Genomic DNA, 23,586 nt, shown 5'->3' with positions numbered 1-23,586 from the left:
GATGCCGCCGGCAAGTTGAACTGTTCGTCGCTGCGTATCAAAAGCTACAGATCTGGCGCTCACCGCGCCCTATCGTTCTCCCCGTGCCCGCCTTGCGGCACGTTGATGGAGAGAAATACCATGTCCCGAGAAATTTTCTGGCTCACTTTGACCCTTGGCGCCACGGCGCTGTTTGTGTTTCCCTATGTGCTCAACCGCCTGGTCGTTCGCGGCATTGGCGGCTTGCTGGCCAACCCCCTGCCTGACGACAAGCCCCTGGCCCCCTGGGCGCAACGGGCCCAGCGCGCCCATGCCAACGCCATCGAGAACCTGGCGGTGTTTGCGCCAGCGGCACTGGCGGTGCATGTTCTTTCGCTCGGCAATGCCGGCACCGCCATGGCCTGCGCGGTCTACTTCGCCGCGCGCGTGCTTCACTACCTGGCCTACACCACCGGCATCGTTGGCGTGCGCACGCTGGCTTACCTGGCCAGCTGGGCTGCAACCGCCTGGCTGCTCGCCCGTGCCTTGGGGTGGGTGTGAGCCGACCCTTCGCGCTGGTGGCGGGCAGCGGTGGCCCGCTGGGCCAGGCGTTGCTCGCCGAATTTGCCGACGCGGGCTACGTGGTTGCCGGCCTGCGCAAGGCCGACTGCGACCTGGCGGACGCTGCCGCCGCAGAGCAGCACATCGCGCAACTGACGGCCGCCCATGGTCCGGTGGATGCGCTGATCTTCAATGCGGGGCATCTGCTGATTGCGCCCTTTCTGGAGCTGGATGCGGCGGCCTTCGACACCTGCTGGCGCGCAGGCCCGGCAGGCGCCGCCAACTGCGCGCGGGCCGTGCTGCCGCAGATGCTGCAGCGGGGGCGCGGCAGCATGGTGTTCACCGGTGCCACCATGTCTCTGCGCGGCTCGTCCGGATTTTCTGCCATGGCCTGCGGCAAGTTCGGCCTGCGCGGACTGGCCCAGTCGCTGGCCAGAGAGTTTCAGCCGCAGGGAATTCATGTGGCGCACGTGCTGCTGGACGGCTTGCTGGAAGGCTCGCCCTCCACCGAGCGCTTCGGCGCAAGGCAAGCTGCGCCGCTGGACCCGCGCGCCGTGGCCGGCAGCTACCGCTGGCTGGTGGAACAAGCGCCAACCGCCTGGACGCATGAGCTGGACCTGCGCACCCCTTCAGAGAAGTTTTGATGGATGCCCTGCAACTGCATGCCGACCGCAGCAAGCCGGCCCTGGTACACGCAGACACCTTGCCCTGGCTGGACTCCCCGCAGCAAGGCGTGCAGCGCAAGATGCTGGAGCGCGCAGGCGGCGAGGTGGCGGTGGCCAGCAGCATCGTGCGGTATGCGCCGCGCAGCCGCTTTGCGCACCATGCACACGCGCTGGGCGAAGAATTTTTTGTACTGTCCGGAACGTTTTCCGACGAACACGGCCACTACCCCGCGGGAAGTTATGTGCGCAATCCGCCGGGCTCCAGCCACAGCCCTTTTAGCAGCGAGGGCTGCGTTATTTACGTCAAGCTGCGGCAGATGGCGCCGTCACAAGACCGACGCGTCGTCGTCACCCCCGAACAAATGCCATGGGCGCCAGACGGCTGCGCCCCAGAGTGCCAGCAGGCCATGTTGTATGCCGACGCGCTGGAAACCGTGCGCCTGCTGCGGCTGGATGCGGGGTGTACCATTCCCGCTCGTTCCGTCCCCGGGGGCGAAGAGCTGCTGGTCATTGACGGTGCGGTGAGCGTGCCTGGGACAGGGCACATGCTGGGCAGCTGGAGCTGGATTCGCCAACCCCTTCCCCCACTGCCCGCGCTTCACAGCATCAGTGGCGCCCTGCTCTGGGTCAAACGGGGTCACTTGCACGGCCGGGTTTAAAAACAATGCGGAGGCAGCATGCAGTCTTTGGGTGAGCTGGTCCGGTTTGAGCCCTTCAACCGGCTCAGCGACGAGGCGCGCGGCCTCTTGACCCAGGGCGTGGTGCGCAAGAGCATGTCCGCCGGTGCCAGCGTCATGTACAAGGGCCAGCCGGCCTCGGGCGCTTACATGGTGCTGTCTGGCAGGCTGCGTGTATTTACCGTCACGCCTTCCGGCACGGAGGCAACGCTCTACATGGTAGACCCCGGCGAGACCTGCGTTCTTGCGCTCAACTGCCTGTTCAACGACCTGCTCTACCCCGCGTGGGTAGAGGCCGAAGCGCCGACCAGCCTGGCCATCATTCCGGGGCCGCTGTTCCGCCGCCTGTTCGCGAAAGAGCCCGCCATACAAGACCTGACGGTGCAGGCCCTCTCCACGCTGGTGTACCGGCTGATGGCCGAGTTGAACGACATCCACTCCAGCAACCACAAACAGCGGCTGGTGCGCTTTCTGCTGATGCACGCCTCTTCCGAAGGGCTGCTGGAAACCACCCAGCAGCAGCTTGCCAACCACTTGGGCACCACGCGGGAGGTGGTGGCCCGGCTGATGCAAGACCTGGTGGCCGGCGGTTTTGTCAAAACCCAGCGTGGCCGCATCACCATCAAAGACCTGTTCGGCCTGCGGCGCCTGGAGGCGGGGCAGCTTGCGGCGCCAAGCTCCGTACGCAAGGCGAAGGCGCCCAGGCGCTGACTGGCCGTTAGAGGCACTTTCGCCCGATTTACATAGCCAAATGTGCCATTTGCCCATTGCTTACGGGCACAAGCAGCTACATTTTTTATAGCAAATTCGGCAGCACACCCCGCGCCTGAAACCGTAGACGTAAGGAGAAACTGCGCTGTTATGCGGGCCGGAGCGACCGGGAGCCACGCAGCAGCCACGCCATGCCAAGCAGCAGCAACCCGGCAGCAGCCCACGCCACGCTCGGCAACCATGGCAGCAGCGGCGCAAACTGCGCGTCCTTGTTGAGCTCGGCCGCCACCAGCGCAATCCGCGCAAAGGCAGCCAGCGCCAGCAGGGAGAACATCGTGCCGGTGACCAACCCCTCGCGGCCGGTGCGGCCTATGACCAGCGCGCCGGTGAACGCACTCATCATCAGGATGCCCCAGGCACCGCCGGCCACGAATTGGGCGGCCATCAGAAAGTTCAGGCTGCCAGCCACCGTGGTGAGCCAGGTGGCCACGGCGCCCACGCAGCCGGCCACCCCCATGACCAGCACGCCGCCATAACGCGCCGTGAGCCGGCTGGCCGCCAGCATCAGCAGGCTGAAGCCGATCCAGAACACCGGCAGCAGAAACTCCAGGTCGGCCGGCTTGGCAAAGCGCAAATACTGCGGCGCCGAGTTGAGCGATGAATGAACCTGAAAACCCAACCCCAGCAAAGCCATGGCCGCCAGAAAAGGAGCCAACGGCGGCTTGAACGCGAGGGCGTCGTGGCTGGTGGCCGCAGCCCCTGCCTGGGCTTGGCCGCCCTGCTTCAATGTGCGCTCGGCCCAGACAATACCTGCCGTGGCCAGCGCCAGCGACAGGCTGGACAGCGCAAACGGCCAGCGCGGGTCAATGCCACGCAAGCTCACGGTGAGGTAAGGCGCCAGCGCGCCCGCCACGCCCAGCCCGAAAAATGAGAGGCTGGCCAGCCACGGAATGGCCGGCAGCGCCGCGTATTTGCCCAGCAGCACCAGCGGTGGCGCACGCAATGCCGACGAGGTGACAGACCAGACCACCGTGAAAGCCAGAAACAGCCACTGCGCCACCGGCCCTTTGGCGGCCAGCAGCGGCAGCAGCAAGAAAGCCACGCACGAGACCAGCGTCACAAGCACAACCCAGCGACCCAGCCGGCCGAACACCCGCACAGACTTGTCCGCCATCACGCCCATGGCGGTGTCGGCCAGCAGAAAAATCAGCTGGTCCAGCATCAGGATGACCAGCACCATCTCTTTGCCCAGGCCCACCTGCGCGGCCAGTTGCGGCAGGAAGATGACGTACACCGTCCAGGTCAGGGTAAAGAACAGCTGGATCAGCGCCAGCGTGATGCCGACCTTGTGGGGAATGGGCGTGGGCAGGGTCATGGTGAGTGTGCGGGTGGGAGTCAGCGCATGGTGCCACGTCTGGCAGGCTCACTCAATACCTGTGCGCTGCCGCGGCGGCGTTGACCCGCATGCCTGCGAACAGAAATACTCCACCCATGCAGCACAATGAAGCATCTCTGACACCCCGGCCAACCCAGGCCTGCCCGAACCTGCCTCAACCATGCCCAACGACATACACAGTGAAGCCACTCTTCAGTTCGCCTTGCAAGCCGAGTGGGCGCAATGGCTGGCCGCGCATCACGCGGACTCCAAAGGCGTGTGGTTGCGCCACGCCAAAAAAGGCGCGCCGGTATCAACGCTTTCTCATGCGGAAGCGCTCGAAGTTGCCCTCTGCTTCGGCTGGATCGACAGCCAGAGAAAAGGCGAGAGCGAACACTTTTATCTACAGCGCTGGAGCCCACGCGGCGCACGAAGTGTCTGGTCCAAAGTCAACCGCGACAAAGTTCTCGGCTACATCCAGACCGGGCACATGCAGCCCGCCGGCCTGGCAGAGATTGAACGCGCCCGCAAAGACGGCCGCTGGGACGCCGCCTACGACCCAGCCAGCCGCGCCCAAATACCCGCCGACCTGCAAGCCGCGCTGGACGCCACGCCGGGCGCCGCAGAATTCTTCGCCACCGTCAGTGCGCAGAACCGGTTCGCCGTGCTGTTTCGGGTTCAGGGCGCCAAGAAGCCTGAAACACGTGCCAGGCGAATCGACCAGTTTGCGCAAATGCTGTCGCGCGGCGAAACCATTTACCCGCAAGGCAAAAAGAAACAAGCCTGACCGGGCTTCCTAACTAAACACTCGCCCCGATCGGGAATCCGGAATGATCTTGTCAAGCGTGGTCCTGTAGCCGCAAACTTGGCGCGACACGGAGAAAGAACCCGTCTTCTAACTCACCGGCAGGCAGTTCAGGCAAATTTCAGGAAGAAACACCAGGGGTTACAAGGCTTGCGGCAGATCAAAATCTGGCGGCTCCTGGCCCGGCCAGGCCAGCCCAATGACCCGATTCTGTTCAAGTCTGTATTGCCTCAGTATTTGGGGTTGCCTCGTTTTCTCCCATTGACGTTTGAGATCGTCAAGCCGGGCATTTTCATGGGCCAAGCTCGAGTGGGCGTCTGACGATGGCATGGACTGGAATGGATAACTGATACTCGAAAATCGCTTCGAAGTTGCCAGCACGTATGAGGCAACACATTCCACCACAAAGACCTTGACCGGAAGAATTTTCAGATCGCCATTGTCCTTCGCATAGCTGCACTTCGAATTCAAGGGATGCCGGGCGTCTTTTGTTTCTTCAAACAGTTGATCACAAATCCGTAACCACTCGCGCCAGAAAACGGGCTTGGCGAAGAAGAAATTGCTGAAAACGGTGTTGCTGGAATTGTTCACCATATTGCGCACATCAAGGGTTTGATCGAACTGACGGAAAAAATTTCCCCCATGTTCCATAAAACCACGGAAGAAAAAATCCATGTGCTCAACAACGTTCAGAAATGATGTTCCGTGCAAAGGGAATGGAGAAAATATATAGACGTCGGCATCTTCTGACGACTGAATGAACCGGCGGACTTTATCGGCCGACAGTCCCGTTTTTTCCTTAAACCTGGGTGATACGAACCCATACAAAGTGGATTCATCCAGCGGCATCGTGTGCAAGTAATTTCGAATCGGCCAGTATTCGTACCAGTCTGGCTCAGTGCTGTTGGAATTTTCCAATGGTTCGAAACCGGGGTCCCGCTGCTCACGAGTGATGTCGTCATGGACGATTTGATACGCTTTGATCACTCGGGAATTTTTCTCCTGCGGGAGTAAACCGGGAGTTTCTTTTTTACCAAACATTTTCGTAAATAAGCTCACAGAGGTCCTTGGGTTGCTGTTTTTGGAATGAATCAGTGAGAATGACAGGTCGCCGCCCCCACAGCAGTGCCTTTCGATCGGTCTACTCCGGAATGATCTTGTCTAGCGTGGGGCCTATCGTCGCAAACCTGGCGCGGCACGGAGAACAACTGCTCAGGTAGCCATAGATGTCGGCTTTTTTGTAGCCGAGTTTTTTAGCTTCGTCCAGGAAAGGCTTGACTTCCTGCATGGGCCTGTCTGCCAGAGTCAATTGCGCTGCCTTGCCGTACAAGGCCACTGCCAGCGTGATTCTGGCCATACCGAAGTTCATGGCTTTGAGCGCTTCCCGGGCGTAAAAAATTGCTTCGTCAAATAGATGTTGGGGTATGAATGCGGCCGCATAACGTTGAGGCGTCCAGCCATCGGCCGGATCTTTGGTCTTGAGTGCCAAGGCCGCATACTTTCTTAATTTCACCGCAGGGTCCTCATTCTGCGATGCGAGACTCGCAAGCTCGGAGATAGCCATGATGAAGGCCCTTCTTTCCGAGGCCATCGTACCCGGCCCCCGCGCCTCCACATTTTCGTAATGAGCGACGGCTTCATTGAATTTTCGAACATTGAGAAAGTGATTGCCATAACCGACAAAAAGCCAAGGGTCCGTCGTTTTTAAATCGAAGGCTTTGTTGAGCTCGTTCAACTGCTCAGCAAAATTACCCTGCCTTTCGAAAACCTGCGCCCTCAGAATGTGGATCTTGGGGTGTGCAGCATCGATGGCCAAGGCCTTATCGAGAAGCGCAGCGTAGCTTGCCCAGCTGTCGCGGTGGGGGCTGAAAGAGAGCACGCCATTTTTGACGGCCACCCGCGCAGCCTGTATCAACAAATTGGCATCGTCCGGGTCTGTCTTGTAGGCCGCCTCGATCAATGGAATCGCTTTCGCCACATTTCCATTGCCGTAGTCCGCGTCAATCAGCTCTCTGGCTTGTGCGACAGTTTTAGACTCCGGCTTTGCCGCTGCGGCAGCACTCAGAGGCAACCAGCCTCCAAGGAGGATTACGGCGAAAACAGCTATGGACCTTGGGACCGATTTGAAGAATTTCATGCGTATCTCAAAAAAGGAAAAATCATCGCTCCCTTGAGTCAACAAGGGGGAACAAGGAAGAAGGTCAAAAGCGGATGCAATGGGCGCCGATGGGTCAGGGCATCTTGCGCTTGTAAAGAACCTGTGTTCTCAGGTTCTCGCCCACCGGCTTGGCCTGCTTCAGGAAATCAGCCGTTGTTTCGGGTGTGCAGATGCTCTCGGGCGTCTTGTCGTGCAGCTCGCGCGTAACAAGCACGCCCGACTTGGTCTTCTGGTACTTGGCCGAGTAGTCCACAAGCGTGCCGCGTACCTGGGCGTTTTCCGGCATGTCGATCAGCGTCAGGCCGGCAGGCAGCTCAATCTCATAGGTTTCGTAACTGTGGAACCCGTGACAGGCCTCCTTGCGCTTGGGCACAAACCTGTCCTCGACGTTCGAGAAAGACTGCACCGACAGCGGCGTTCCCATCACCGGTGAGAAAACGAATGCGCCCGACGTGCCGCTGCGCAGGAAGTTGTCCATGTCAAATTTCACCGAATACTCATACTGGTCCGACAAGCCCGTGGTGGCGCCCTTCTCCAGGGTACCCCGGCCCTTGTAGCCGTAAGACGACAGGGCCTGCTTGACGAACTCACGCTCTCCGTCAGCGCTCAGGTCACGCATGTAGGCGCGGAACTGGGCTGCCTCCAGGCCCTTCAAGGAAACACGCATGCTGCCCGAAGCTGAGCCGTTTGCCGCCATCTTCAGCGTCATGCGCAGGCGCTGCTCGTTGTTGAGATGGTTTTCGTGCGGCACGGATGCAAGCGCCTTGGCCGCGCCCACGTGAATCACCGGCTTGGCATAAGTGCCGGTTGGCAGAAGGCCAAACGGCACTTCCTTGGCGGTGGCGTCAACGTAAAGTTTGAAATCCGGCAGGAAGTTCATCACGTGGTTCACCAGCGACACCACGGGCGTGGCTGTGAGCTCATATTTGCTGCCGGCATTCACCAACACCTGCTCACTGCGGATTCCTGCGGAGGCAAGCATTGCCTGAAGCAGCGTCGCGTGGTCCTTGCAGTCGCCCATCTTGTTGTCGAGAACAACATTCACGTCGCGGGGTACCACAGCACCCACGCCGATGCAGTTGCCGCCGTAGGTGATGTTGCGCGACACCCATTCATAAAGCAGCCGTGCCTTTTCGCGAGGCTGGGCTTCCTTGCCGACCACTTCCCGCACCAGCGTATGAATACGGTCCGTGGGTTGCGCCTTTGGCAGAGCGCGGTCGCCATAGGCCTTGGCAATGGCTTCATAGTCGGGGAAGGTGGAAACCAGAACACCTGGCAACTCTTGCTGGGACCAGAGGCCGCTGTCTTCTTCCTCCACATAACGGCGGGGCTTGAGGTTGCTGTAGCGCCATTCAAGCACGCGCTTGCCGTCTTCTGCCTTCTCTTCCAGTGCAGTGAAGAAGTACGCTTCCTTCTTCAATACCATGTCTTTCGGAACCCGCAGGGTAATGCGTGTGTCTTCGGACACGCTGTATGGCGAAAAACCCAGGGCCAGCGAATAGTGCCCGGGGAACATGGGCTCCTTCTCCGTCAGCCGGTACCGGACGTGCACCGTGTCACCAACCATCAGGTCCGGGTAAACGACCGAAACACGTGTGCGGTCGGAGAACATCGGGCCGGCGCCCTTCTGTCCGTCGTTGGTTTCCTTCTGGAAATTGCCCGGCGGCACGGCGATCTGCCGGCCGTCCTTCTTCAGGGTATAGGCTTCAAGCACCTCACCGGTCTGAATGCTGGTGCTGTACGAGAAGGAAAAGACCTTCAGCCTTTCAAGCATGCTTTCCTGCAACACCTGATAGCGCGTCATCACGGTCTGTGTGACGCGGCCGTCCTTGTCAACATCGTAAGTGCCGTGCCAGGCCTTTTCGATGTACGGAAACTCTGCCTTGTCTTGCGCGCCGGCAAACGGTGAAAAAGCCGCAAGCGTGATGACCGCGGCAACTACAAAACGCGAAATAAATGTCATGAGCTTTTTCTCCCTGGACCACGAATGTAGCCCGGAAAAGCTGCGGCAGTTTCAGATCAAGACTCGCCTGCGGCATTGCCGCAACACTCGGAGGAAACGCCAGACCAGTAATTTAGTACCAACGCAGTGCACTGGAACCACCTCATATGACGGCACACTACAGTTGCTTGACACGCGTCAACTCCTTTGGGCCATTCCACGCGCAGCATCTCGATCCAATGTGAAGGAACCACTATGACCGACAATGCCCTCGTCACCCTTCCACCACCCCGAAAACTGTGGGTGCGCGCCTTGCTCATGCTGCTGATGTGCGTGGCCTTCCAGATCGCCGCCTGGGTGCTCATCATCGTCGCCCTGCTGCAGCTGGGCTTTGTTCTTTTCGCCGAAGAGCCCAACCCGCGCCTGAAGGATTTTGGCCGCAGCGTGGGCCGCTACCTGGGGCAAATTGCGGCTTTCGAATCTTTCGCTACTGAAGATCTGCCCTTCCCCTTTGCCGACTGGCCGCCTGCAGACTTGTGAGCAAAAATGCAGGCTAGCACCCTCAAGGATTTGCCATGCCCGCCAACGCTGAAAACTGCCGCATCAACTACATCGAACTGAACGTTCGCAACATCGGCAAAGCCAAGGCCTTCTACGGCAAAGCCTTCGGCTGGACCTTCACCGACTACGGCCCCGAGTACGCAGAGTTTTCAGACGGCGCCATGAAAGGCGGCCTGACAACCCAGGCGCCACCCTCGCCCGCTGGCGGTCCGCTCGTCATTCTTTACGCCAACAAACTCGAAGCCGCGCGCGACAGCGTGCTGGCCGCCGGTGGCGCCATCTGCAAAGAGATCTTCGCTTTTCCGGGTGGGCGGCGTTTTCACTTCAAGGATACGGATGGCTACGAGCTGGCGGTTTGGTCCAAAGACTAGCTTATGAATGAAATCGGCCACCAGCCCTTTATCTACGGATCCAAGCAGCTATTATTTCGATAGCTCAATGCTGTCTTTGCGGCCTGAGCCGAAAGCATCGTCCTGCTAAATTGCACAATCTAAAAATCCAGGCTGCGTTGAAATCACATGCAAAAGAACTTGCTACCGATCGCTTTTTTTGTCGCTTTTACTCCAGGTCTCTTTGCAATGACGTTTGCAGGTGCCGGAGAAAATATGACCTACTTTGAACATGCAAAGCTTAGCGTCGAACACTGTGAAAGCCGGGGATTTTCGAGGCGTGCGGATTATTCGGCCTGGCGCGAAAAGAACGAGCACACCTATCGTGAAACGGTGAATGCCATACGGGACGAAGCAGCGAAACGGGGTTTACCAAAAGCGGAACAGGAACTGATCCTGGCCGAGAGTATCAAGGCTGCGAAAACCCTGTCGCAAGAAAATATCTCAAAGAGAGGGGTTCCCTGTGAAAAATATGGGGCTGTACTCCAGATGTATTCGGATCTCTTGAAACGCTAGTCCTCATGCCTTCGCCCAAAATGGAGACAGCGCACACCAGCGTAGCCGCCCCGACGCTACGCCTCAGCTTCCGGCCACTCGAAATGGCCGACCTGCCCATGCTGCACGAGTGGCAGGCCCGCCCGCACTGGACAGAATGGTGGGGCCCGGCTCCCACGCTTGCAGAAGTCGAAGCCGAATATGGTGCATGGATAGCCGACCCGACCAAAGTGCAACCGCACATCGCGCTGCTGGATGGTCAGCCCTTCGGCTACATCCAGTCCTATGTGGCCATGGGTTCAGGCGGCGGCTGGTGGGAAGCCGAAACCGACCCCGGCGTACGCGGCATCGACCAGTCGATAGCTGACGCAGCGCAGTTGAACCGCGGGCTGGGTACAGAGATGGTGAAAGCCTTTGTGGCAAAACTGTTCGCCGACCCGCAAGTCAGCCACATCCAGACCGACCCCGACCCGCGCAATGCGCGCGCTATCCACTGTTATGAAAAGGCCGGGTTTCGTGCGATGAGGAAAGTGCAGACTCCGGACGGCATGGCGTTGTTGATGGTTTGCGAGCGTGGCAGTTCATCAAACGCTCTGCAATAATCGCAAAAAATAAAGGGAGTGGAGATGAATATCAACAAGATATGTTCATGGTGCGTCGCAGCATCACTAACGGCAGCCCAGCTTGCCGCCGCGCAACCTGGCCCCGGCGCTGTACCCACGCCGGAGGAGGTACGGCAAGCGATAAGCACGCAATTGCCGCCGCCACCATCGGGCTTTGAATGGAAGATGTACAAAAACACGGTTTTCCTCAAGCCTGCAGGCTGGCATGAGCTGGAAGGCAAAGCGGCCGCGAACGCTTTCCCGATGGGGACCTATGCCACCAGCCCGGAACCTTTTTCCGAGAACAAGCAGTTTGAGATGGGCATCACAGTACAGATCTTCAGCGGCACGCAACGGTTGCGTGGTCTTGAAGCAAAAAAGGCCGCGGTCATGTTTGTAAAACTTGCGCTGGACAAACACAAGAAAGAAGAAGTGCTGATGCTAAGCCAGATGCCCAGCGGCGACTTCGAGCGCACCGTCTTTCGCTTCCGCGATGCGCCTCCGGGCTTGAAGCCCGTCATCATTCACCAGTTTATTCTGGCGAACAACGTCACCGACAGCATGCACGTTTTCACCTTCGAGAGCCCCGAAGATACTTGGGCAGAGAACTGGGCCAAGTATGGCGCGCCGGTTATCAGCCGGCTCCAGGTGGTTCCGCAGCTACCGATCAACTAGGTTCAGAAAGCGGGCGGCAGGCGCTTTCGCTTCGAGGATGCAGACGGCTATGAGCTGGCCACGTGGCCCAGGGACTGACTCACTAGTCAAATCAGCCTCTAGCCCTTTGTCCACGGGCGCAAGCAGCTATATATTCAATAGCGTCTGATGCCAAGTGACGCCTGGTTGCACAGCCTTTACTACCTTTTTGTTGCCCTTTGTTGCCGTTCGATGTCGATTCCAGGCACACAAAATCGTCGTATGGTCAGAGGGTCCTTCCTCTGCACTTCATAAAGGAAACCGATCATGTCCAAAGGCACAGTCAAATTTCACCGCGTGCTGCGCTCCACCCCCGAGCGGGTCTACCGCGCCTTTCTTGATGCCAACGCCATGGCCAAATGGCTGCCGCCCAACGGCTTCACCGGCAAGGTCCACCAGATGGACGTCAAGCTGGGCGGCGGCTGGCGCATGTCGTTCTTCAACTTCACCACACAAAGCGAAATGTCATTCGGCGGCAAATACCTCGAGCTGGTGCCCAACGAGCGCATCAGCTACACCAGCGCCTTCGACGACAAAAACCTGCCCGGAGAAATGGTGACCTCCATCACCCTCAAGGCCGTGTCCGCCGGGGTTGAAATCAACATCGTGCAGGAAGGTATTCCCGCCGTCATTCCAACGGACCAGTGCTACGTGGGCTGGCAGCAGTCGCTGGTGCTGCTGGGTCAGCTGGTGGAGGCAGAAATCAACCAGTGATCGCGTAGCGCCTTGCCGTCATTGCGGGCCGGAACGGTGGCGAGGCAAGCCTACGACTCCACCACCGAATGCCACCAGATCCTGAAGTCGCGACACAAGCCCCCGGCTTCAAACTCGGCGACGGCCACGCCATCGAGCGCCAGGCGAGGCAAGGGGCTTCCCGGTTGGCGCGCGAGCTGGCTGGTACCGGTGGAGGCGGCCCACATCGCAAACATCTCTTCCGAGGTGACCTGGTAAGTGGTGTGCCAGTGCGCAATGCCGCCCAGCGCCTCGGCATGCAGGATGTCGAAGGTGAGCACAATGTCGGTCTGCAGCTTGACGCGCTGCCAGTACTGCCTGATCTGCGCGTGCCCGGTCTGCACCGCAAACGGTGTGTTGTGGTACTGGCCGTCTTCGGTGAACAGCGACGCCAGCAAAAACTCGTCTCTGGTTTCCCAGGCCTTTTTGTAGTTTTCCATGAAGCGCTGCATCAACATCCCGTGGACCCTCCGTCTTTCAAAAAATCTGTACGCCAGCCCGGTGGCCGGCACCCCAACTCAGCGTCGCGGCGCTCAGCAACGCATAAGCAGGAAAGCCCTGCAGCGACTGCAGAAAAGCCATCACCGCCCCGAACATGGCACCATTTTGGCGCAAGGCTGCGGCAGCGGTAGCCAGGCCTGCAGCTCGACCCTGGAGCGGTTGCCGAGCGGCCGCTTCCGGAGCAAGATAAGGCCCGCATGTTCTTCCTGTGGCCCCACTACCTCTGGCTGATGCTGGCACTGCCCCTGCTGCCGGTGGCATACCTCTGGCTGCTGCGGCGTCGGGGCAAGCTGGCTGTGCGCTACAGCAGCCTTGGCATGGTTCGCGCCGCGTCTGCCGGGCGCCAGTGGCGGCGGCACGTGCCGCCCGCCCTGCTGCTGTTGGCGTGCGCCGGGTTGTTGCTTGCTGCGGCGCGCCCCATGGCGCGGGTGCCGCTGCCCTGGGCACGCTCCACCATCATCCTGGCGATGGACGTTTCCCTCAGCATGCGCGTGAGCGACGTCAAGCCCACCCGCATGGTGGCCGCGCAGGATGCGGCGAAACTGTTCCTGAGCGACCTGCCCAAAAACATCGAAGTCGGGCTGGTCACCTTTGCAGCCAGCAGCCAGGTGGCGCAGGCCGCAACGCTGGACCGCCCCACACTGGTGAAGGCGATCGACGGATTCCAGATGCAGATCGGCACCGCCGTCGGCAGCGCCATCGTGACCAGCCTGGCCGAACTGTTCCCCGACCAAAACATCAATCTCGAAGAAATGACCTTCGGCAGCAAGCCGCGCGGACGCAGCCTGGACGACAAAGACAAGCCGCCGCCCCGGCAGATCACACCGGTGGCGCCGGGCTCGTACGACGCCGCGGCCATCATCCTCCTGAGCGACGGCCGCCGCACGACGGGGGTCGATACGCTGGAAGCAGCCAAAATGGCCGCTGACCGGGGCGTGCGCATCTACGTCATCGGCCTGGGAAGCGTGGGCGGCCCCGACGCGATGCCCGAAGGCATGCCCATCTACCTGCAACTGGACGAACCCACCCTGCGCGAGGTCGCACGCATGACCGGCGGTGAGTACCACCATGCGGGCACGGCGGAAGCGCTGCGCAGCGTTTATGAAAACCTGGGGTCGCGGGTGCAGGTGCAGACGCGCGAGACTGAAGTCACGGCTTTGCTGGCCTTGTTGTCAGCGGTGCTTGCGCTGGCGGCGGGGGTTCTGTCGTTGGTGTGGTTTCGGCGCGTTGTGTGAGTTTTCCAGATCGGACCAACGTTCACTGCGCGGCAATGTCCACCACATCGCTGCATTCCACCGTCGCGGGACTACCACCTTTTCGACCGAGGCCGGGCTCACGTTAACCGGTTATGTCTCATTGCAACGTGCGACGAAGGCTGCGCGAATGATCAGAATTTACTTCCGCCTATGCGTTATGTTTCGAGCCGGTGACGACTCCCCGGTGCAGTTGAATCTGAGAACTGGGAGGTCGAGCTGCAGGCCGGGTCTGAGAACCGGCCCCGCGTCGGCTAAGTTGGAAACTTGAGCTCGTGGGATTGGATTACACCTTCGATCCGGACGCTGCCGGGAGGCAGGATCGTTGCCGTGGATTCATCTGCTGCAAGCTCGATCATTCGTGTGTCAGCCAGTTCGCGGAGCAGTTTTTTGAAATATGCCTTGTTGGTGGCACCGGTCCAGGCGATCAGGTCGGTCACACCGATCTCTGTTCCTTCCCCGAGAAGAAGCAGGACCTGGTCCTTAAGCTGCACCTTTGGGTCCAGTACTCTCCGCATCCCATTCGCACCATCCCAGACGAGTGGGATTCGCCTGGTCGCGAGCGCATCGACTACCTGTTGAGCGTCTTTCGTGCTCATGGAGTGAAGCACGCGCACAAGTTCACACATGATCCAGCCCGCAATAGCCAGCACAGCGGCGCTGTCCATGTGATTTGAATCTACGTCGCCCCCAACATGGCCTACACCGCGATTGTTTCGAACCTCGTACAGGGCGGGTAGTAAACGCGGAATCAGAATTTGAAAGCTGCGGGGAACATGAGGGCGGTTTTCCAGAGCTTTGCAGGCTTGCACCATGTTGTTGGGCTTCGCTGGCTTGGCAGCATAGGTACCTAAGCCATAGCCATCAATGATTGTGTAGACAATTTCGCAAAATTTGCCACCGCCCAATGATGCGGGCGTCCAGCGCCGTTCGAGATAATTTTGAACAATGGCACGGTATTCTGCGAGGAGAGAATCGCGTAGTCCTACCGGCAGCGCGCCGAATGCAGCTGCGGAGGTGATCATCCAAGGTGCGTCTTGCCGTCAGGCGTGACAAAGAAGGTCTTTCCGTCTTTTTCACAGTGGCCCTTACCGACATTTTGGTTGAGGCATTCCGATGGATTCGTGAGTCGCGGCTGGTTTGCAGTCGCAAGAGCCTTGGCGACATCTGCCGTCTGAATGCGGTTTGCGCCTCTCTGATGAAGCCATTCAGCAGTAGCAAGAAATCGGCGAACGTGGTTCTTCATGGCGTTCTTCTTTTGGAGAAAGCTCGGTAGCGTTCCAGTTTCAGTGGACGTTTTACCTGCTCCTGCTCCTGCCCCAGAACCAGTCCCCAAATCCGTGGGCGGATGAATGACGGCTAGCGTGGGGGCGGCGGCGAGAAGCTTATCGAGCTGTTTCTCAAGCCAGTCTTCCGTGCCCTCCCCGGAGAAACTCATCGGCCCCACTGAAATTTGAATCTTGGCGTTTGTGCTTGTCATAGATGTCCTAAACCCCCGGTCAGGTAACACGGGGAGGTAATAAATACAGCACACATACTACTGGTTTTTGTTACAAATTGATCTCCTCTAATTGGATGAGGCTGCTGCCGCTGGCAGTGGCGCCCACCACCCGGCTCTATGATGCTGTGAAGACGTAGCTACCCACGTGTCAGCCCATCAAACGGTGGGATTCCGGGTTTCGCTATGCAGGCGTCCAAGTTGAACCACTTAGGACGCTGCGTGGGCCCCTCCCACACAAGCTCAGGCATTGCAGTGGTATCGCCGGGTTAACTTAGCGCGCAGTGTGAAGGAACAAGTTCACTCAGGCCCTGCATTCACTATCAACACCACAGGCCCCCCCATGACCGACCCACGCAACATTGCTCACGACAAAAAAGTCCAGCAGGAAAAGAAACACCGCGGCGAAGAGATCACTCCAGGTGCGGAGCATGCTGTTCAGCCTGGCAAGAAGCCGCACATGCAACCTCAGGCGGACGCTCCAGATAACGACAGTGAGCAGGCCGACAAGGAGGAACAGCCTGCGGGCTGAGCGGCCGGCTCTGGTTTCCTGGTATGAACGTTCAGGAGTAATGGGTGTTGGTGATTTACAGCGACCTTGTTTTAAAACTCAACACGGTGGCGCAGTTCTCGAAATTCAATTGGAATCTGACCCTGAACCCTGCAACTTAGCGCTTAACCTGCCAATCACGAATCGGCAGGAACGCATTGTTTACGCTGGTCCAGACAGCATTTCGCACCACAGAAGAATCAGACGATTTCTTCTCAGATAATGCTTGGCAGTGGTCGGCAAACACATCTTCACAATTGCTGAGATGAGACAAGACTTCCCCGGGAAGTTTCGGATCCAGAAGCGCAAAGGTTTGGACAGAGGAGGAATGCAGTTGCAATTCTTTTGTGACGCGAATCGCATAGGCAGCCAATTCCCCTTCAGAAGATTCAGAGGTGGGCAGATCCTCAAGCAGCTTAACAATCGCCTTCAAAAGTGGCTCCACCGAAGTGGGTGCAATAATCTTCCGAAGCCAAAAATCGTCCTCTATCGATAGCCGCCGATCGCGACGCATTTTCCACAAACCAAATGCAACGCTTACGAGCAAGCTAAAGCCACCTATTGCTCGAGCCCACCAGTCAACCGCCTTTCCGGAGGATTCTGTTGTTGGACTTGCCTTTGCATTAGGGTCGGCTGTAGCGGCTAATAGAGGCGCCACAACGTTAACCTGAGAGACTGGTGGCGCACTTGAAACAACCGGAATGGGCGCAGAGGCCGCTGGTGAATAGCTGGCCGGTATCGCTGCAACTGCTACGGTTGACGAAAGGAAAAAGCCAAATAAGGCGCCGAAGGACCTTGTTCGAGAGCTTAGACCGTCCCTCATCACTTTTGTGCGAATAGCTTTTTATTCTGCAGAGCTAGTGATGCGTGACCTCTCAGCACAGGTATCAAAAAATCGGGAGCACTGTAGCGGAATTTTTTCTCAAATTTACTAAGCGAGCCGCACTTTCTGACACTATCGCCAAAAAGCCCCAGAAAAAAAGAACTCGTAACGGTGTAGGTACTATCCGGGATTACTACCTGGATGACGTCAGCCTGCTCCTCGGCCTGATCCAAGTTGTATTCTTGGCGTGCAGCCGCACCTCGATTGCGCCCCGAAAAAACGGGCCCAGCCAATCTGTTGAGGTCAACAGTCAAAGTGTTCATTTGTGTGCCTCTGCGGGTGCGGGTTCTAAGCTATCAGCTTTAACTGGAAATTTTATACCGATTATGGTGCCAGGAAAGGACGCTTCATTTAATGCCCTAACACAACTGGGGTCTGGTCGCAAATTCAAATCGTTTTCGACATTAAACGCAATAACCCTCGGTCCATCGTCTTTACTTTTCAACTCATAAGTACCGTCAAAGAGCACCTGAGTTTTTCCCGACAGGATATACATGGTGGCTGCTCCGCGATTTTCAAGATTCCTTTCCTTATTCATCGTTTGGAAAAATTCGATCAGGTCTGCAGTGCCTTGCCCCCTGTCGGTTTCGTCGGTGTTGTTCATAGAACTCACCGAGCCCTGAAGAGCAATGAGTGTCAGCAAGTCGCACTCGCGCCACTTTGGTGAAAACCATCCGTTGTTGTGATGCTTTTCCAAATAAGGCCCGATTTGATCCGTCCAGGTATATCCATCCCTAGGCAACGCCTCCAACGTCTCGGCTATTGACTTGCCAAAATTGAAAATGACAATTTCACATTCAGGTTGCTCCAAATGGGTGTCGAGATATCCTTGAATGGTCCAATCCACCATCCCCGCATGATTTTCTGCGTTGTCGATAATTTCAGCCACGTATGTGCACATCTCCATGCGTGCGGTGTCAGTTAACTTAATATCTTCTCTCTGCAAACACCGATTTACGTGATCAGCGAATCGCTGCACTGCATTGTGCTGATCAGTCTTTGTCTCTGCCTTCACGTTTAACGCACGCACATCATGTCTACTTTTTCTAGCAAACAGATGTATCTTGCTCGCTTCCGCTAGCGACAGGTAGTGACCAGAGATTCCTAACAAGCGAATGATGCCCATCGATCGTATAAAGCGCTGTTGCGCCTTGTCCTTCGGATAATTCCCCTTCCAAGCAATCTTGGCATTTTGAAATCTAGCTTGGAGACCCACTTCCTCAACGAGCTTTCCAAGTACAGCATGAGCGCCCAAGTCCTGGGCAGAGATCTTGGAGAAATCGACAAATACATCGGAGATCGACTTGTTCCGATGAGTAAGAGCAAATGAGCTGACTAGGTTTAGCGCCTGCTCTGGTGCCTGAAGCATTGAAAACGTGGAAGGCACATCGAGGTGCAGCGACGTCTGCGGCATTGAAATCTCGATACTGGTTTGCTCACTGAGCATTCCCGCGATAATTGAACGAGGCCCAAATATGGCTGAGCGCCGCTGTCGATGCGCAATCGCCCTGGCCCTTGACTCCCTCCTGTGTACCTTCTTCAGCTGTTTCTTGGCATTCTTTCTACTCCGCTTTGCAGTAAAAAAAATCCCCAGCTCGATATACAGTTTTTTCATTACCTCTCCCCACTATTTGGGGGACAGTATCGACGAAAAGTAATCGGGGAAGCCCCTGCATGTGCAGAGGCCAAGCGGGGAGCCGCTAAAGCTGTTGACAAGGACGAACAGCTCGCGGGCTGAGCAACCGGCTCCCAACGTCCGACAAAAAAGCCTGTTGCAAATGCGCAGCAAGCTTTTTTACGGCCTCAGCTTGTTGCGAACCTGGAGCCAGCTGGCCGGCCGGCCGACAAGCGTCAGAGCGCCTTTCCCAAACGACCCACGCCTTCTTCAATCTTCCCCACATCCGCCGTAGCAAAGCTAAGCCGAAAAGTAGACATATCCGGCTTGCCCGCATAAAACGGCGCCCCCGGCACAAACGCCACACCCTGCGCAATCGCCTTCTTCGCAAACTCGCCGGCATCTTTGGTTTTGCCGCCCGCACCCGTGAGCCGGGCCCAGAAGAACAGGCCGCCTTGCGGCTGCGTGAACTCCACCGCGTCACCCAGCTCGCGCTTGAGCGCAGCGCCCATGGCCAGGGCGCGCTCGCCGTAGACCTTGCGCACATTGGCCAGGGTGGCGGGCATGCGGCCGGCTTTGAGGTATTGCGCTGCCGTCGCCTGAGCGAAAGTGCTGGTGTGCGCGTCGCTGAACTGTTTGCACATGGTGGCCTTGGCCAGCAGCTCGGCGGGGCCGATCATCCAGCCCACGCGCAGGCCCGGGCTCAGCACCTTGCTCATGCTGCCGCAATGGGCAATCAGTTCCCTGCTTCCCGGAACGTCTTTCGACAGGCTCAGGATACTGGGAGGCGGTGCGGCGTTGAAGTAGAGGTCGCCGTACGGGTCGTCTTCGACGATCAGGGTGTTGTACTTGACGGCCAGCTCCAGCACTTTCTTGCGGCGCTCCAGGCTCAGCATGGCGCCGCTGGGGTTGCCGAAGGTGGGAATCAAATACACAAACTTGGGTTTGTGCTCGGCCATCAGCTTTTCCAGCTCGTCGGTTTTGACGCCGTTGGCGTCAATGGGTGCGCTGATGAGTTCTGCACCGTAAAGGCGGAAGCACTGGATGGTGGCCAGGAAGGTGGGGCCTTCCACAATGACTTTGTCGCCGGGGCTGATCATGGTTTTCCCGAGCAAATCAAGCGCCTGCTGGCTGCCGGTGGTGACGATCAGGCCATCGGCCGACACATCAACCCCCTTGGTGCCCATGAAGGCGGCGAGCTGTTCGCGCAGGGGGTTGTAGCCTTCGGTGGCTCCGTATTGCAGCGCGCCGCCGGGCTCCTCCGTCAAGGCCTTGTTGGCCGCTTCCTGAATGCCGGCCACGTCAAACATGGCGCTGTCGGGGAAACCGCCGGCAAAGCTGATGATGCCGGGCTTGCCCAGCAGCTTGAACAGTTCGCGGATGGCGGAGGTTTCTACGTTGTTGAGGCGGTCGGCAAAGGGAAGTGACATGGTGAGGGGCGTTGAGTTGGGAGGAATGGGTAGGTAGGTGTAGATGGTAGCGCCGTCGCGCGCAGGATTCCTGCTTTCGCAACGGCAAACCCTATGGCAACCTTCCCGCCCTCCCCTCAGGCCACTTCAAGCCGCCTCAAGCGGGTATAAGCCCCCGCTGCGCCAGGCGCCAGGCGGTGATTTGCCGCAGCAGCACGGGCAGGCACAGCGCCGCACCCAGCAGCGTGGGTGTAAGGCCGGGGGCAATCAGCAGCAGCGCGGCCAGCACGCACAGGGCTTGCTCCCAGCGGCTCATTTCCACCAGCGCAAACTTGCTCAGCGCCGCGGCCAGCACGGTGATGCCGAGCACGCAGCCGGTGAAGGTGACTACAAAGTCGTACCAGGTGAAGCCTTTGGCCACCAGCAACAAGCTGGGCGAAAACACAAACACAAAGGGCACCAGCACCTTGGCCAGCCCCAGGCGGAAGGCGGTGTTGCCGGTTTTGAAGGGGTCGCCGCCGGCCATGCCCGCCGCGGCATAGGCGGCCAGTGCCACCGGCGGGGTGATGTCGGCCAGCACGCCGTAATAAAACACGAAGAAGTGCGCCACCAGCAGCTCCACCCCCAGCTGCACCAGCGTGGGTGCGGCCACGGTGACCATGATGATGTAGTTGGCCGTGGTGGGAATGCCGCAGCCCATGAGGATGCAGACCACACCGGTCATGACCAGTGCGGCGAACAGGGTCATGCCCTGCTGACTGGCCAGCCCGGCCGGCACGATGACGCTGAACACCTGCGAGATGCTTTGCGCCGCGCTGGTGATGATGTAGCTGACCTTGAAGCCCACACCGGTGAGCGTGACCACACCGATCACCAGGCCCACGGTGGCGGCTGCGGCACCCACGGCCAGCGCGTACTTTGCGCCGGTTTCCAGGGCTTCCCCAATCACGGGGTAGCCAATGCGCCCGCGCACGCCGCCCAGCAAGGCCGCCGCACCCAGCACCGCGCCGCCGCCGGCAAACAGGCCCAGGCGAATCCATTCGGTTTCAGTGCCCCAGTCCACAAAAGCCATGGCCACCAGAATGCCGTGCAGCACCGCCAGCAGGCCCCAGTTGCGCGCGGTGTTGCCCTGCGCCAGCGTGCTCAGCCCGACGATGGCGCAGGAGGTGATGCCGACAAAGGCCGCCAGGTAAGGCGTGCGACCGGACACCAAAATCCAGATCATCAGCACCAGCGGAATCAGCGTGGGCCAGCGCTGGCGCAGTGACTCGCGCAGTTTGGGCATTTCCTCTTCGGTCAGGCCGCGCAGGCCGTGGCGCTTGGCCTCGAAATGCACCTGCATGAACACACCGAAGAAATGCATGAAGGCGGGCACGATGGCGGCGGCAATGATGGTTTGGTAGGACACATTCAAAAACTCCACCATCAGGAAGGCGGCAGCGCCCAGCACGGGCGGCGTGATTTGCCCGCCGGTGGATGCCGCAGCTTCTACCGCCCCGGCAAACTCGCGCTTGTAGCCCACACGAATCATGGCGGGAATGGTGAGCGAACCCACGGTGACCGCGTTGGCCACCGACGAGCCGCTGAGCATGCCGAACATGGCGGAGCCGAACACGCTGACCTTGGCCGGGCCGCCGGCGTAGCGGCCGGCAACGCTGGAAGCCATGTCAAGAAACAGCTGCCCCAGCCCGATGCGCGTGGCCATGACGCCGAACAGCACAAAGTGAAAAACATAGGTGGCCACCACGCCCACCGCCACGCCATAAATGCCCTGGCTGGTGAGGTACTGGTGGTTGACCAGCTGCGACCAGGAAGCGCCGGCGTGTTTGAGCAGGCCGGGGAAAATGGGGCCGGCCATGGCGTAGATGCTGAAGCCAATGGCAATCAGCGGCAGCGGCCAGCCCATGCTGCGGCGGGTGGCCTCCAGCAGGGTGATGATCAATACGGAGCCGAACAGCACGTCCAGCATGCTGGGGTTGCCGACGCGGAAAGCCAGATCGGAAAACACCATGGGGATGTAGAGCACGCTGGCCGCACAGGCAAGGCCCAGCAGCCAGTCCACCAGCGGCACACCGCCCGGGGTGGCCCAACCGTGGGCCATGGGCTCAGCCTGGGCTTTCTTGCTGGCCGAAAACACCAGAAAAATCAGGCCCAGCACAAAGGCCAGGTGCACCCCGCGGTGCGTAACCTCTTGCAGCAGGCCGAACCCGGCGGTGTAGTAATGAAAGCACGACAGCGCCACCAGCAGCCACTTGATGATCTGCGTGGCCGGCGGCACCGAGGGGCGAAAACGCATCTCGGGGTCGAACTTTTCTTCCAGCTCCAGCAGGGTTTTGTCGTCAGGCAAGGCGGTGGCAATGGCGGGTGCGGTCATGGGGCAAGCTCCAGAAAAAAGAACGGGCGAGTCATGGCTCGCCCGCAATACGTCGCGCGGAAGCGCTGCTTATTCCTTTTCTACATCATTCGTGAACGCGAAGGCGAAGCGACGACAGTACAGACGTACGGCTAGCGAAGCCGACAAAGTGCACGGATGATTTAGAAATGGAATTACTTCAGCAGGCCCACTTCTTTGTAGTACTTCTCGGCACCGGGGTGAAACGGAATGCCCACCGCTTTGACGGCGTTTTCCTTGGTGATGAACTTGCCCTTGGCATGGCCGGCAGCCAGTGTTTTCTGCGTAGCGTCGTTGAACAGCGCCTTGGTGATCTGGTAGACGGTTTCGGTGTCGGCCTTGGCGCTGGTCACCCACTGGGCGCCCACGGCCAGGGTTTGCACGGCTGCGGTGTCCTTGTAGGTATTGGCGGCAATGGTGTCCACGGCGAAGTACGGGCTGGCCGCGCGCAGGGCATCGGCTTGCGGGCCGCCCAGGGCGACGAGTTCAATGCCGGCACCGCTGGAGGCCAGCTCGGCAATAGCGCCGGCCGGTGCACCGCCCACGAAGAAGAAGGCGTCGAGTGCGCCGTCCTTGAGCTTGTCGCCGGCCTGGTTGGGTTTGATGTATTCGGGCTTGATGTCGGTTTCTTTCACGCCGTAGGCCGCCAGCACCATGCGGGCATTGATGAGCGTGCCGGAACCGGGCTCGTCCAGTGCCACGCGCTTGCCCTTGAGGTCGGCCACGCTCTTGATGCCCGAGCCCTTCTTGACCACCAGGTGAATGCTCTCGGGGTAGAGGTTGGCAATCATGCGCAGGTCGCTGATCTTGGGTTTGCCTTCGAAGGCGCCGGTGCCGGTGTAGGCCCAGCTTGCCACGTCGGACTGGGAAAAGCCCGACTCGATGGCGCCGCCGGCAATGCCGGTGACGTTGGCCAGCGAACCATTGGCCGCCTGGGCCGTCACGATGATCTTGCCGGGCTGGGACACCGCGTTGGCGATCATGCCGCCCACGGGGTAATAGGTGCCGGCTGTGCCGCCCGTGCCGATGCGGAAGAACTGTTGGGCCTGCACGGCGCCGCCCAGGGCGAGGGTGGCAACCAGCGCGGTGGCAAAAAACTGCTTTAGCTTCATGAAAAACTCCTGGGAGGTGGTGAGGTTAAGGGTTGCGAAAACGTGGGCT

Annotated in this window: 26 protein-coding genes; 13 read left to right on the top strand and 13 right to left on the bottom strand. The window is 59.2% G+C overall.

What is annotated here, in order from left to right; translation table 11 throughout:
• Positions 1 to 120 precede the first annotated feature (120 nt).
• The 4 genes from B0B52_RS10405 to B0B52_RS10390 are packed head-to-tail and all read left to right on the top strand — an operon-like array spanning position 121 to position 2,572.
• On the top strand, positions 121 to 519 hold the full coding sequence (locus B0B52_RS10405; RefSeq protein ID WP_077593548.1) for an MAPEG family protein: 399 nt from the start codon (positions 121 to 123) through the stop codon (positions 517 to 519).
• Positions 516 to 1,163 (top strand): SDR family NAD(P)-dependent oxidoreductase, encoded by a 648-nt coding sequence (locus B0B52_RS10400; RefSeq protein ID WP_168173526.1) that lies wholly within the window; start codon positions 516 to 518, stop codon positions 1,161 to 1,163. Before B0B52_RS10405 ends, B0B52_RS10400 begins: the two co-directional genes overlap by 4 nt.
• On the top strand, positions 1,163 to 1,843 hold the full coding sequence (locus tag B0B52_RS10395; protein WP_254425677.1) for a cupin domain-containing protein: 681 nt from the start codon (positions 1,163 to 1,165) through the stop codon (positions 1,841 to 1,843). The genes B0B52_RS10400 and B0B52_RS10395 overlap by 1 nt, the downstream gene beginning before the upstream one ends.
• A gap of 18 nt (positions 1,844 to 1,861) precedes the next feature.
• Entirely contained in the window at positions 1,862 to 2,572 is a 711-nt protein-coding gene (locus B0B52_RS10390) for a Crp/Fnr family transcriptional regulator (protein ID WP_077593546.1), read from the top strand.
• 148 nt (positions 2,573 to 2,720) lie between these two features.
• On the opposite strand, the gene B0B52_RS10385 is transcribed toward B0B52_RS10390, so the two are convergent.
• On the bottom strand, positions 2,721 to 3,947 hold the full coding sequence (locus B0B52_RS10385) for a hypothetical protein (RefSeq protein ID WP_077593545.1): 1,227 nt from the start codon (positions 3,945 to 3,947) through the stop codon (positions 2,721 to 2,723).
• Between the two features lie 181 nt (positions 3,948 to 4,128).
• On the opposite strand from B0B52_RS10385, the gene B0B52_RS10380 reads away from it, so the two are divergent.
• Positions 4,129 to 4,734: a YdeI family protein gene (locus B0B52_RS10380; RefSeq protein WP_077593544.1), complete on the top strand. Its 606-nt coding sequence runs from the start codon at positions 4,129 to 4,131 to the stop codon at positions 4,732 to 4,734.
• Between the two features lie 159 nt (positions 4,735 to 4,893).
• Here B0B52_RS10380 and B0B52_RS10375 read toward each other — a convergent pair whose 3' ends face one another.
• From B0B52_RS10375 to B0B52_RS10365, 3 genes are all read right to left on the bottom strand, one after another.
• Positions 4,894 to 5,811, bottom strand: a complete 918-nt coding sequence (locus B0B52_RS10375) for a hypothetical protein (RefSeq protein WP_139351888.1) — start codon at positions 5,809 to 5,811, stop codon at positions 4,894 to 4,896.
• An 82-nt stretch (positions 5,812 to 5,893) separates the two neighbouring features.
• Complete coding sequence (locus B0B52_RS10370) at positions 5,894 to 6,889, bottom strand: M48 family metallopeptidase (protein ID WP_077593542.1); 996 nt, start codon at positions 6,887 to 6,889, stop codon at positions 5,894 to 5,896.
• Between the two features lie 94 nt (positions 6,890 to 6,983).
• A complete protein-coding gene (locus B0B52_RS10365) occupies positions 6,984 to 8,873 on the bottom strand; it encodes a DUF3857 domain-containing protein (RefSeq protein WP_077593541.1) in 1,890 nt (629 codons plus the stop codon).
• Positions 8,874 to 9,107: 234 nt separating this feature from the next.
• On the opposite strand from B0B52_RS10365, the gene B0B52_RS10360 reads away from it, so the two are divergent.
• From B0B52_RS10360 to B0B52_RS10335, 6 genes are all read left to right on the top strand, one after another.
• Positions 9,108 to 9,392 (top strand): DUF4389 domain-containing protein, encoded by a 285-nt coding sequence (locus tag B0B52_RS10360; RefSeq protein WP_077593540.1) that lies wholly within the window; start codon positions 9,108 to 9,110, stop codon positions 9,390 to 9,392.
• A 35-nt stretch (positions 9,393 to 9,427) separates the two neighbouring features.
• The gene (locus B0B52_RS10355) at positions 9,428 to 9,784 is read left to right on the top strand and encodes a VOC family protein (protein WP_077593539.1); all 357 of its coding nucleotides are present in this window, start codon (positions 9,428 to 9,430) and stop codon (positions 9,782 to 9,784) included.
• 147 nt (positions 9,785 to 9,931) lie between these two features.
• Positions 9,932 to 10,318, top strand: coding sequence for a hypothetical protein (locus B0B52_RS10350; protein ID WP_077593538.1), 387 nt, complete (start codon positions 9,932 to 9,934; stop codon positions 10,316 to 10,318).
• 20 nt (positions 10,319 to 10,338) lie between these two features.
• Positions 10,339 to 10,899, top strand: coding sequence for a GNAT family N-acetyltransferase (locus B0B52_RS10345; RefSeq protein ID WP_077593584.1), 561 nt, complete (start codon positions 10,339 to 10,341; stop codon positions 10,897 to 10,899).
• 24 nt (positions 10,900 to 10,923) lie between these two features.
• Positions 10,924 to 11,574 (top strand): hypothetical protein, encoded by a 651-nt coding sequence (locus tag B0B52_RS10340; protein WP_139351887.1) that lies wholly within the window; start codon positions 10,924 to 10,926, stop codon positions 11,572 to 11,574.
• Between the two features lie 285 nt (positions 11,575 to 11,859).
• Positions 11,860 to 12,306 (top strand): SRPBCC family protein, encoded by a 447-nt coding sequence (locus B0B52_RS10335; RefSeq protein WP_077593536.1) that lies wholly within the window; start codon positions 11,860 to 11,862, stop codon positions 12,304 to 12,306.
• 50 nt (positions 12,307 to 12,356) lie between these two features.
• Here B0B52_RS10335 and B0B52_RS10330 read toward each other — a convergent pair whose 3' ends face one another.
• A complete protein-coding gene (locus B0B52_RS10330) occupies positions 12,357 to 12,764 on the bottom strand; it encodes a nuclear transport factor 2 family protein (RefSeq protein WP_217349792.1) in 408 nt (135 codons plus the stop codon).
• Positions 12,765 to 13,022: 258 nt separating this feature from the next.
• Between B0B52_RS10330 and B0B52_RS10325 the strand changes: the two genes are divergently transcribed.
• A complete protein-coding gene (locus B0B52_RS10325) occupies positions 13,023 to 14,060 on the top strand; it encodes a VWA domain-containing protein (RefSeq protein WP_077593534.1) in 1,038 nt (345 codons plus the stop codon).
• Between the two features lie 272 nt (positions 14,061 to 14,332).
• Here the strand turns inward: B0B52_RS10325 and B0B52_RS22150 are convergent, their stop codons facing one another.
• Both B0B52_RS22150 and B0B52_RS10315 read right to left on the bottom strand, forming a co-directional pair.
• Entirely contained in the window at positions 14,333 to 15,103 is a 771-nt protein-coding gene (locus B0B52_RS22150; protein WP_139351886.1) for a hypothetical protein, read from the bottom strand.
• Positions 15,100 to 15,558 carry a hypothetical protein gene (locus B0B52_RS10315; protein WP_139351885.1) on the bottom strand — a complete coding sequence of 153 codons (459 nt, stop codon included), beginning with the start codon at positions 15,556 to 15,558 and terminating at the stop codon, positions 15,100 to 15,102. The genes B0B52_RS22150 and B0B52_RS10315 overlap by 4 nt, the downstream gene beginning before the upstream one ends.
• A gap of 361 nt (positions 15,559 to 15,919) precedes the next feature.
• Between B0B52_RS10315 and B0B52_RS10310 the strand changes: the two genes are divergently transcribed.
• On the top strand, positions 15,920 to 16,108 hold the full coding sequence (locus B0B52_RS10310) for a hypothetical protein (protein WP_077593531.1): 189 nt from the start codon (positions 15,920 to 15,922) through the stop codon (positions 16,106 to 16,108).
• Positions 16,109 to 16,244: 136 nt separating this feature from the next.
• Here B0B52_RS10310 and B0B52_RS22145 read toward each other — a convergent pair whose 3' ends face one another.
• From B0B52_RS22145 to B0B52_RS10280, 6 genes are all read right to left on the bottom strand, one after another.
• Complete coding sequence (locus B0B52_RS22145) at positions 16,245 to 16,784, bottom strand: hypothetical protein (RefSeq protein WP_139351884.1); 540 nt, start codon at positions 16,782 to 16,784, stop codon at positions 16,245 to 16,247.
• 164 nt (positions 16,785 to 16,948) lie between these two features.
• Positions 16,949 to 17,272 (bottom strand): hypothetical protein, encoded by a 324-nt coding sequence (locus tag B0B52_RS10300; RefSeq protein ID WP_077593529.1) that lies wholly within the window; start codon positions 17,270 to 17,272, stop codon positions 16,949 to 16,951.
• The gene (locus tag B0B52_RS10295) at positions 17,269 to 18,624 is read right to left on the bottom strand and encodes a hypothetical protein (protein WP_077593528.1); all 1,356 of its coding nucleotides are present in this window, start codon (positions 18,622 to 18,624) and stop codon (positions 17,269 to 17,271) included. The genes B0B52_RS10300 and B0B52_RS10295 overlap by 4 nt, the downstream gene beginning before the upstream one ends.
• A gap of 236 nt (positions 18,625 to 18,860) precedes the next feature.
• Entirely contained in the window at positions 18,861 to 20,054 is a 1,194-nt protein-coding gene (locus tag B0B52_RS10290; protein ID WP_077593527.1) for a PLP-dependent aminotransferase family protein, read from the bottom strand.
• A gap of 136 nt (positions 20,055 to 20,190) precedes the next feature.
• On the bottom strand, positions 20,191 to 22,407 hold the full coding sequence (locus B0B52_RS10285) for a TRAP transporter permease (RefSeq protein WP_077593526.1): 2,217 nt from the start codon (positions 22,405 to 22,407) through the stop codon (positions 20,191 to 20,193).
• Positions 22,408 to 22,580: 173 nt separating this feature from the next.
• Complete coding sequence (locus B0B52_RS10280; protein WP_077593525.1) at positions 22,581 to 23,537, bottom strand: TAXI family TRAP transporter solute-binding subunit; 957 nt, start codon at positions 23,535 to 23,537, stop codon at positions 22,581 to 22,583.
• Positions 23,538 to 23,586 lie beyond the last annotated feature (49 nt).

The sequence above is a fragment of the Polaromonas sp. A23 genome, from assembly GCF_002001015.1.
Taxonomy (GTDB): Bacteria; Pseudomonadota; Gammaproteobacteria; order Burkholderiales; family Burkholderiaceae_C; genus Polaromonas.
The sequence above is the reverse complement of the archived record's forward strand: the minus strand, read 5'-3'. Positions and strand labels throughout refer to the sequence as shown.

Excerpts from the sequence above, each read along its gene's own strand:
- B0B52_RS10405 (WP_077593548.1), top strand. The coding sequence starts at position 121 with ATGTCCCGAGAAATTTTCTGGCTCACTTTGACCCTTGGCGCCACGGCG.
- B0B52_RS10395 (WP_254425677.1), top strand. The coding sequence starts at position 1,163 with ATGGATGCCCTGCAACTGCATGCCGACCGCAGCAAGCCGGCCCTGGTA.
- B0B52_RS10390 (WP_077593546.1), top strand. The coding sequence starts at position 1,862 with ATGCAGTCTTTGGGTGAGCTGGTCCGGTTTGAGCCCTTCAACCGGCTC.
- B0B52_RS10385 (WP_077593545.1), bottom strand. The coding sequence starts at position 3,947 with ATGACCCTGCCCACGCCCATTCCCCACAAGGTCGGCATCACGCTGGCG.
- B0B52_RS10380 (WP_077593544.1), top strand. The coding sequence starts at position 4,129 with ATGCCCAACGACATACACAGTGAAGCCACTCTTCAGTTCGCCTTGCAA.
- B0B52_RS10370 (WP_077593542.1), bottom strand. The coding sequence starts at position 6,889 with ATGAAATTCTTCAAATCGGTCCCAAGGTCCATAGCTGTTTTCGCCGTA.
- B0B52_RS10365 (WP_077593541.1), bottom strand. The coding sequence starts at position 8,873 with ATGACATTTATTTCGCGTTTTGTAGTTGCCGCGGTCATCACGCTTGCG.
- B0B52_RS10360 (WP_077593540.1), top strand. The coding sequence starts at position 9,108 with ATGACCGACAATGCCCTCGTCACCCTTCCACCACCCCGAAAACTGTGG.
- B0B52_RS10355 (WP_077593539.1), top strand. The coding sequence starts at position 9,428 with ATGCCCGCCAACGCTGAAAACTGCCGCATCAACTACATCGAACTGAAC.
- B0B52_RS10350 (WP_077593538.1), top strand. The coding sequence starts at position 9,932 with ATGCAAAAGAACTTGCTACCGATCGCTTTTTTTGTCGCTTTTACTCCA.
- B0B52_RS10345 (WP_077593584.1), top strand. The coding sequence starts at position 10,339 with ATGGAGACAGCGCACACCAGCGTAGCCGCCCCGACGCTACGCCTCAGC.
- B0B52_RS10340 (WP_139351887.1), top strand. The coding sequence starts at position 10,924 with ATGAATATCAACAAGATATGTTCATGGTGCGTCGCAGCATCACTAACG.
- B0B52_RS10335 (WP_077593536.1), top strand. The coding sequence starts at position 11,860 with ATGTCCAAAGGCACAGTCAAATTTCACCGCGTGCTGCGCTCCACCCCC.
- B0B52_RS10330 (WP_217349792.1), bottom strand. The coding sequence starts at position 12,764 with ATGGAAAACTACAAAAAGGCCTGGGAAACCAGAGACGAGTTTTTGCTG.
- B0B52_RS10325 (WP_077593534.1), top strand. The coding sequence starts at position 13,023 with ATGTTCTTCCTGTGGCCCCACTACCTCTGGCTGATGCTGGCACTGCCC.
- B0B52_RS22150 (WP_139351886.1), bottom strand. The coding sequence starts at position 15,103 with ATGATCACCTCCGCAGCTGCATTCGGCGCGCTGCCGGTAGGACTACGC.
- B0B52_RS10315 (WP_139351885.1), bottom strand. The coding sequence starts at position 15,558 with ATGACAAGCACAAACGCCAAGATTCAAATTTCAGTGGGGCCGATGAGT.
- B0B52_RS10310 (WP_077593531.1), top strand. The coding sequence starts at position 15,920 with ATGACCGACCCACGCAACATTGCTCACGACAAAAAAGTCCAGCAGGAA.
- B0B52_RS10300 (WP_077593529.1), bottom strand. The coding sequence starts at position 17,272 with ATGAACACTTTGACTGTTGACCTCAACAGATTGGCTGGGCCCGTTTTT.
- B0B52_RS10295 (WP_077593528.1), bottom strand. The coding sequence starts at position 18,624 with ATGAAAAAACTGTATATCGAGCTGGGGATTTTTTTTACTGCAAAGCGG.
- B0B52_RS10290 (WP_077593527.1), bottom strand. The coding sequence starts at position 20,054 with ATGTCACTTCCCTTTGCCGACCGCCTCAACAACGTAGAAACCTCCGCC.
- B0B52_RS10285 (WP_077593526.1), bottom strand. The coding sequence starts at position 22,407 with ATGACCGCACCCGCCATTGCCACCGCCTTGCCTGACGACAAAACCCTG.
- B0B52_RS10280 (WP_077593525.1), bottom strand. The coding sequence starts at position 23,537 with ATGAAGCTAAAGCAGTTTTTTGCCACCGCGCTGGTTGCCACCCTCGCC.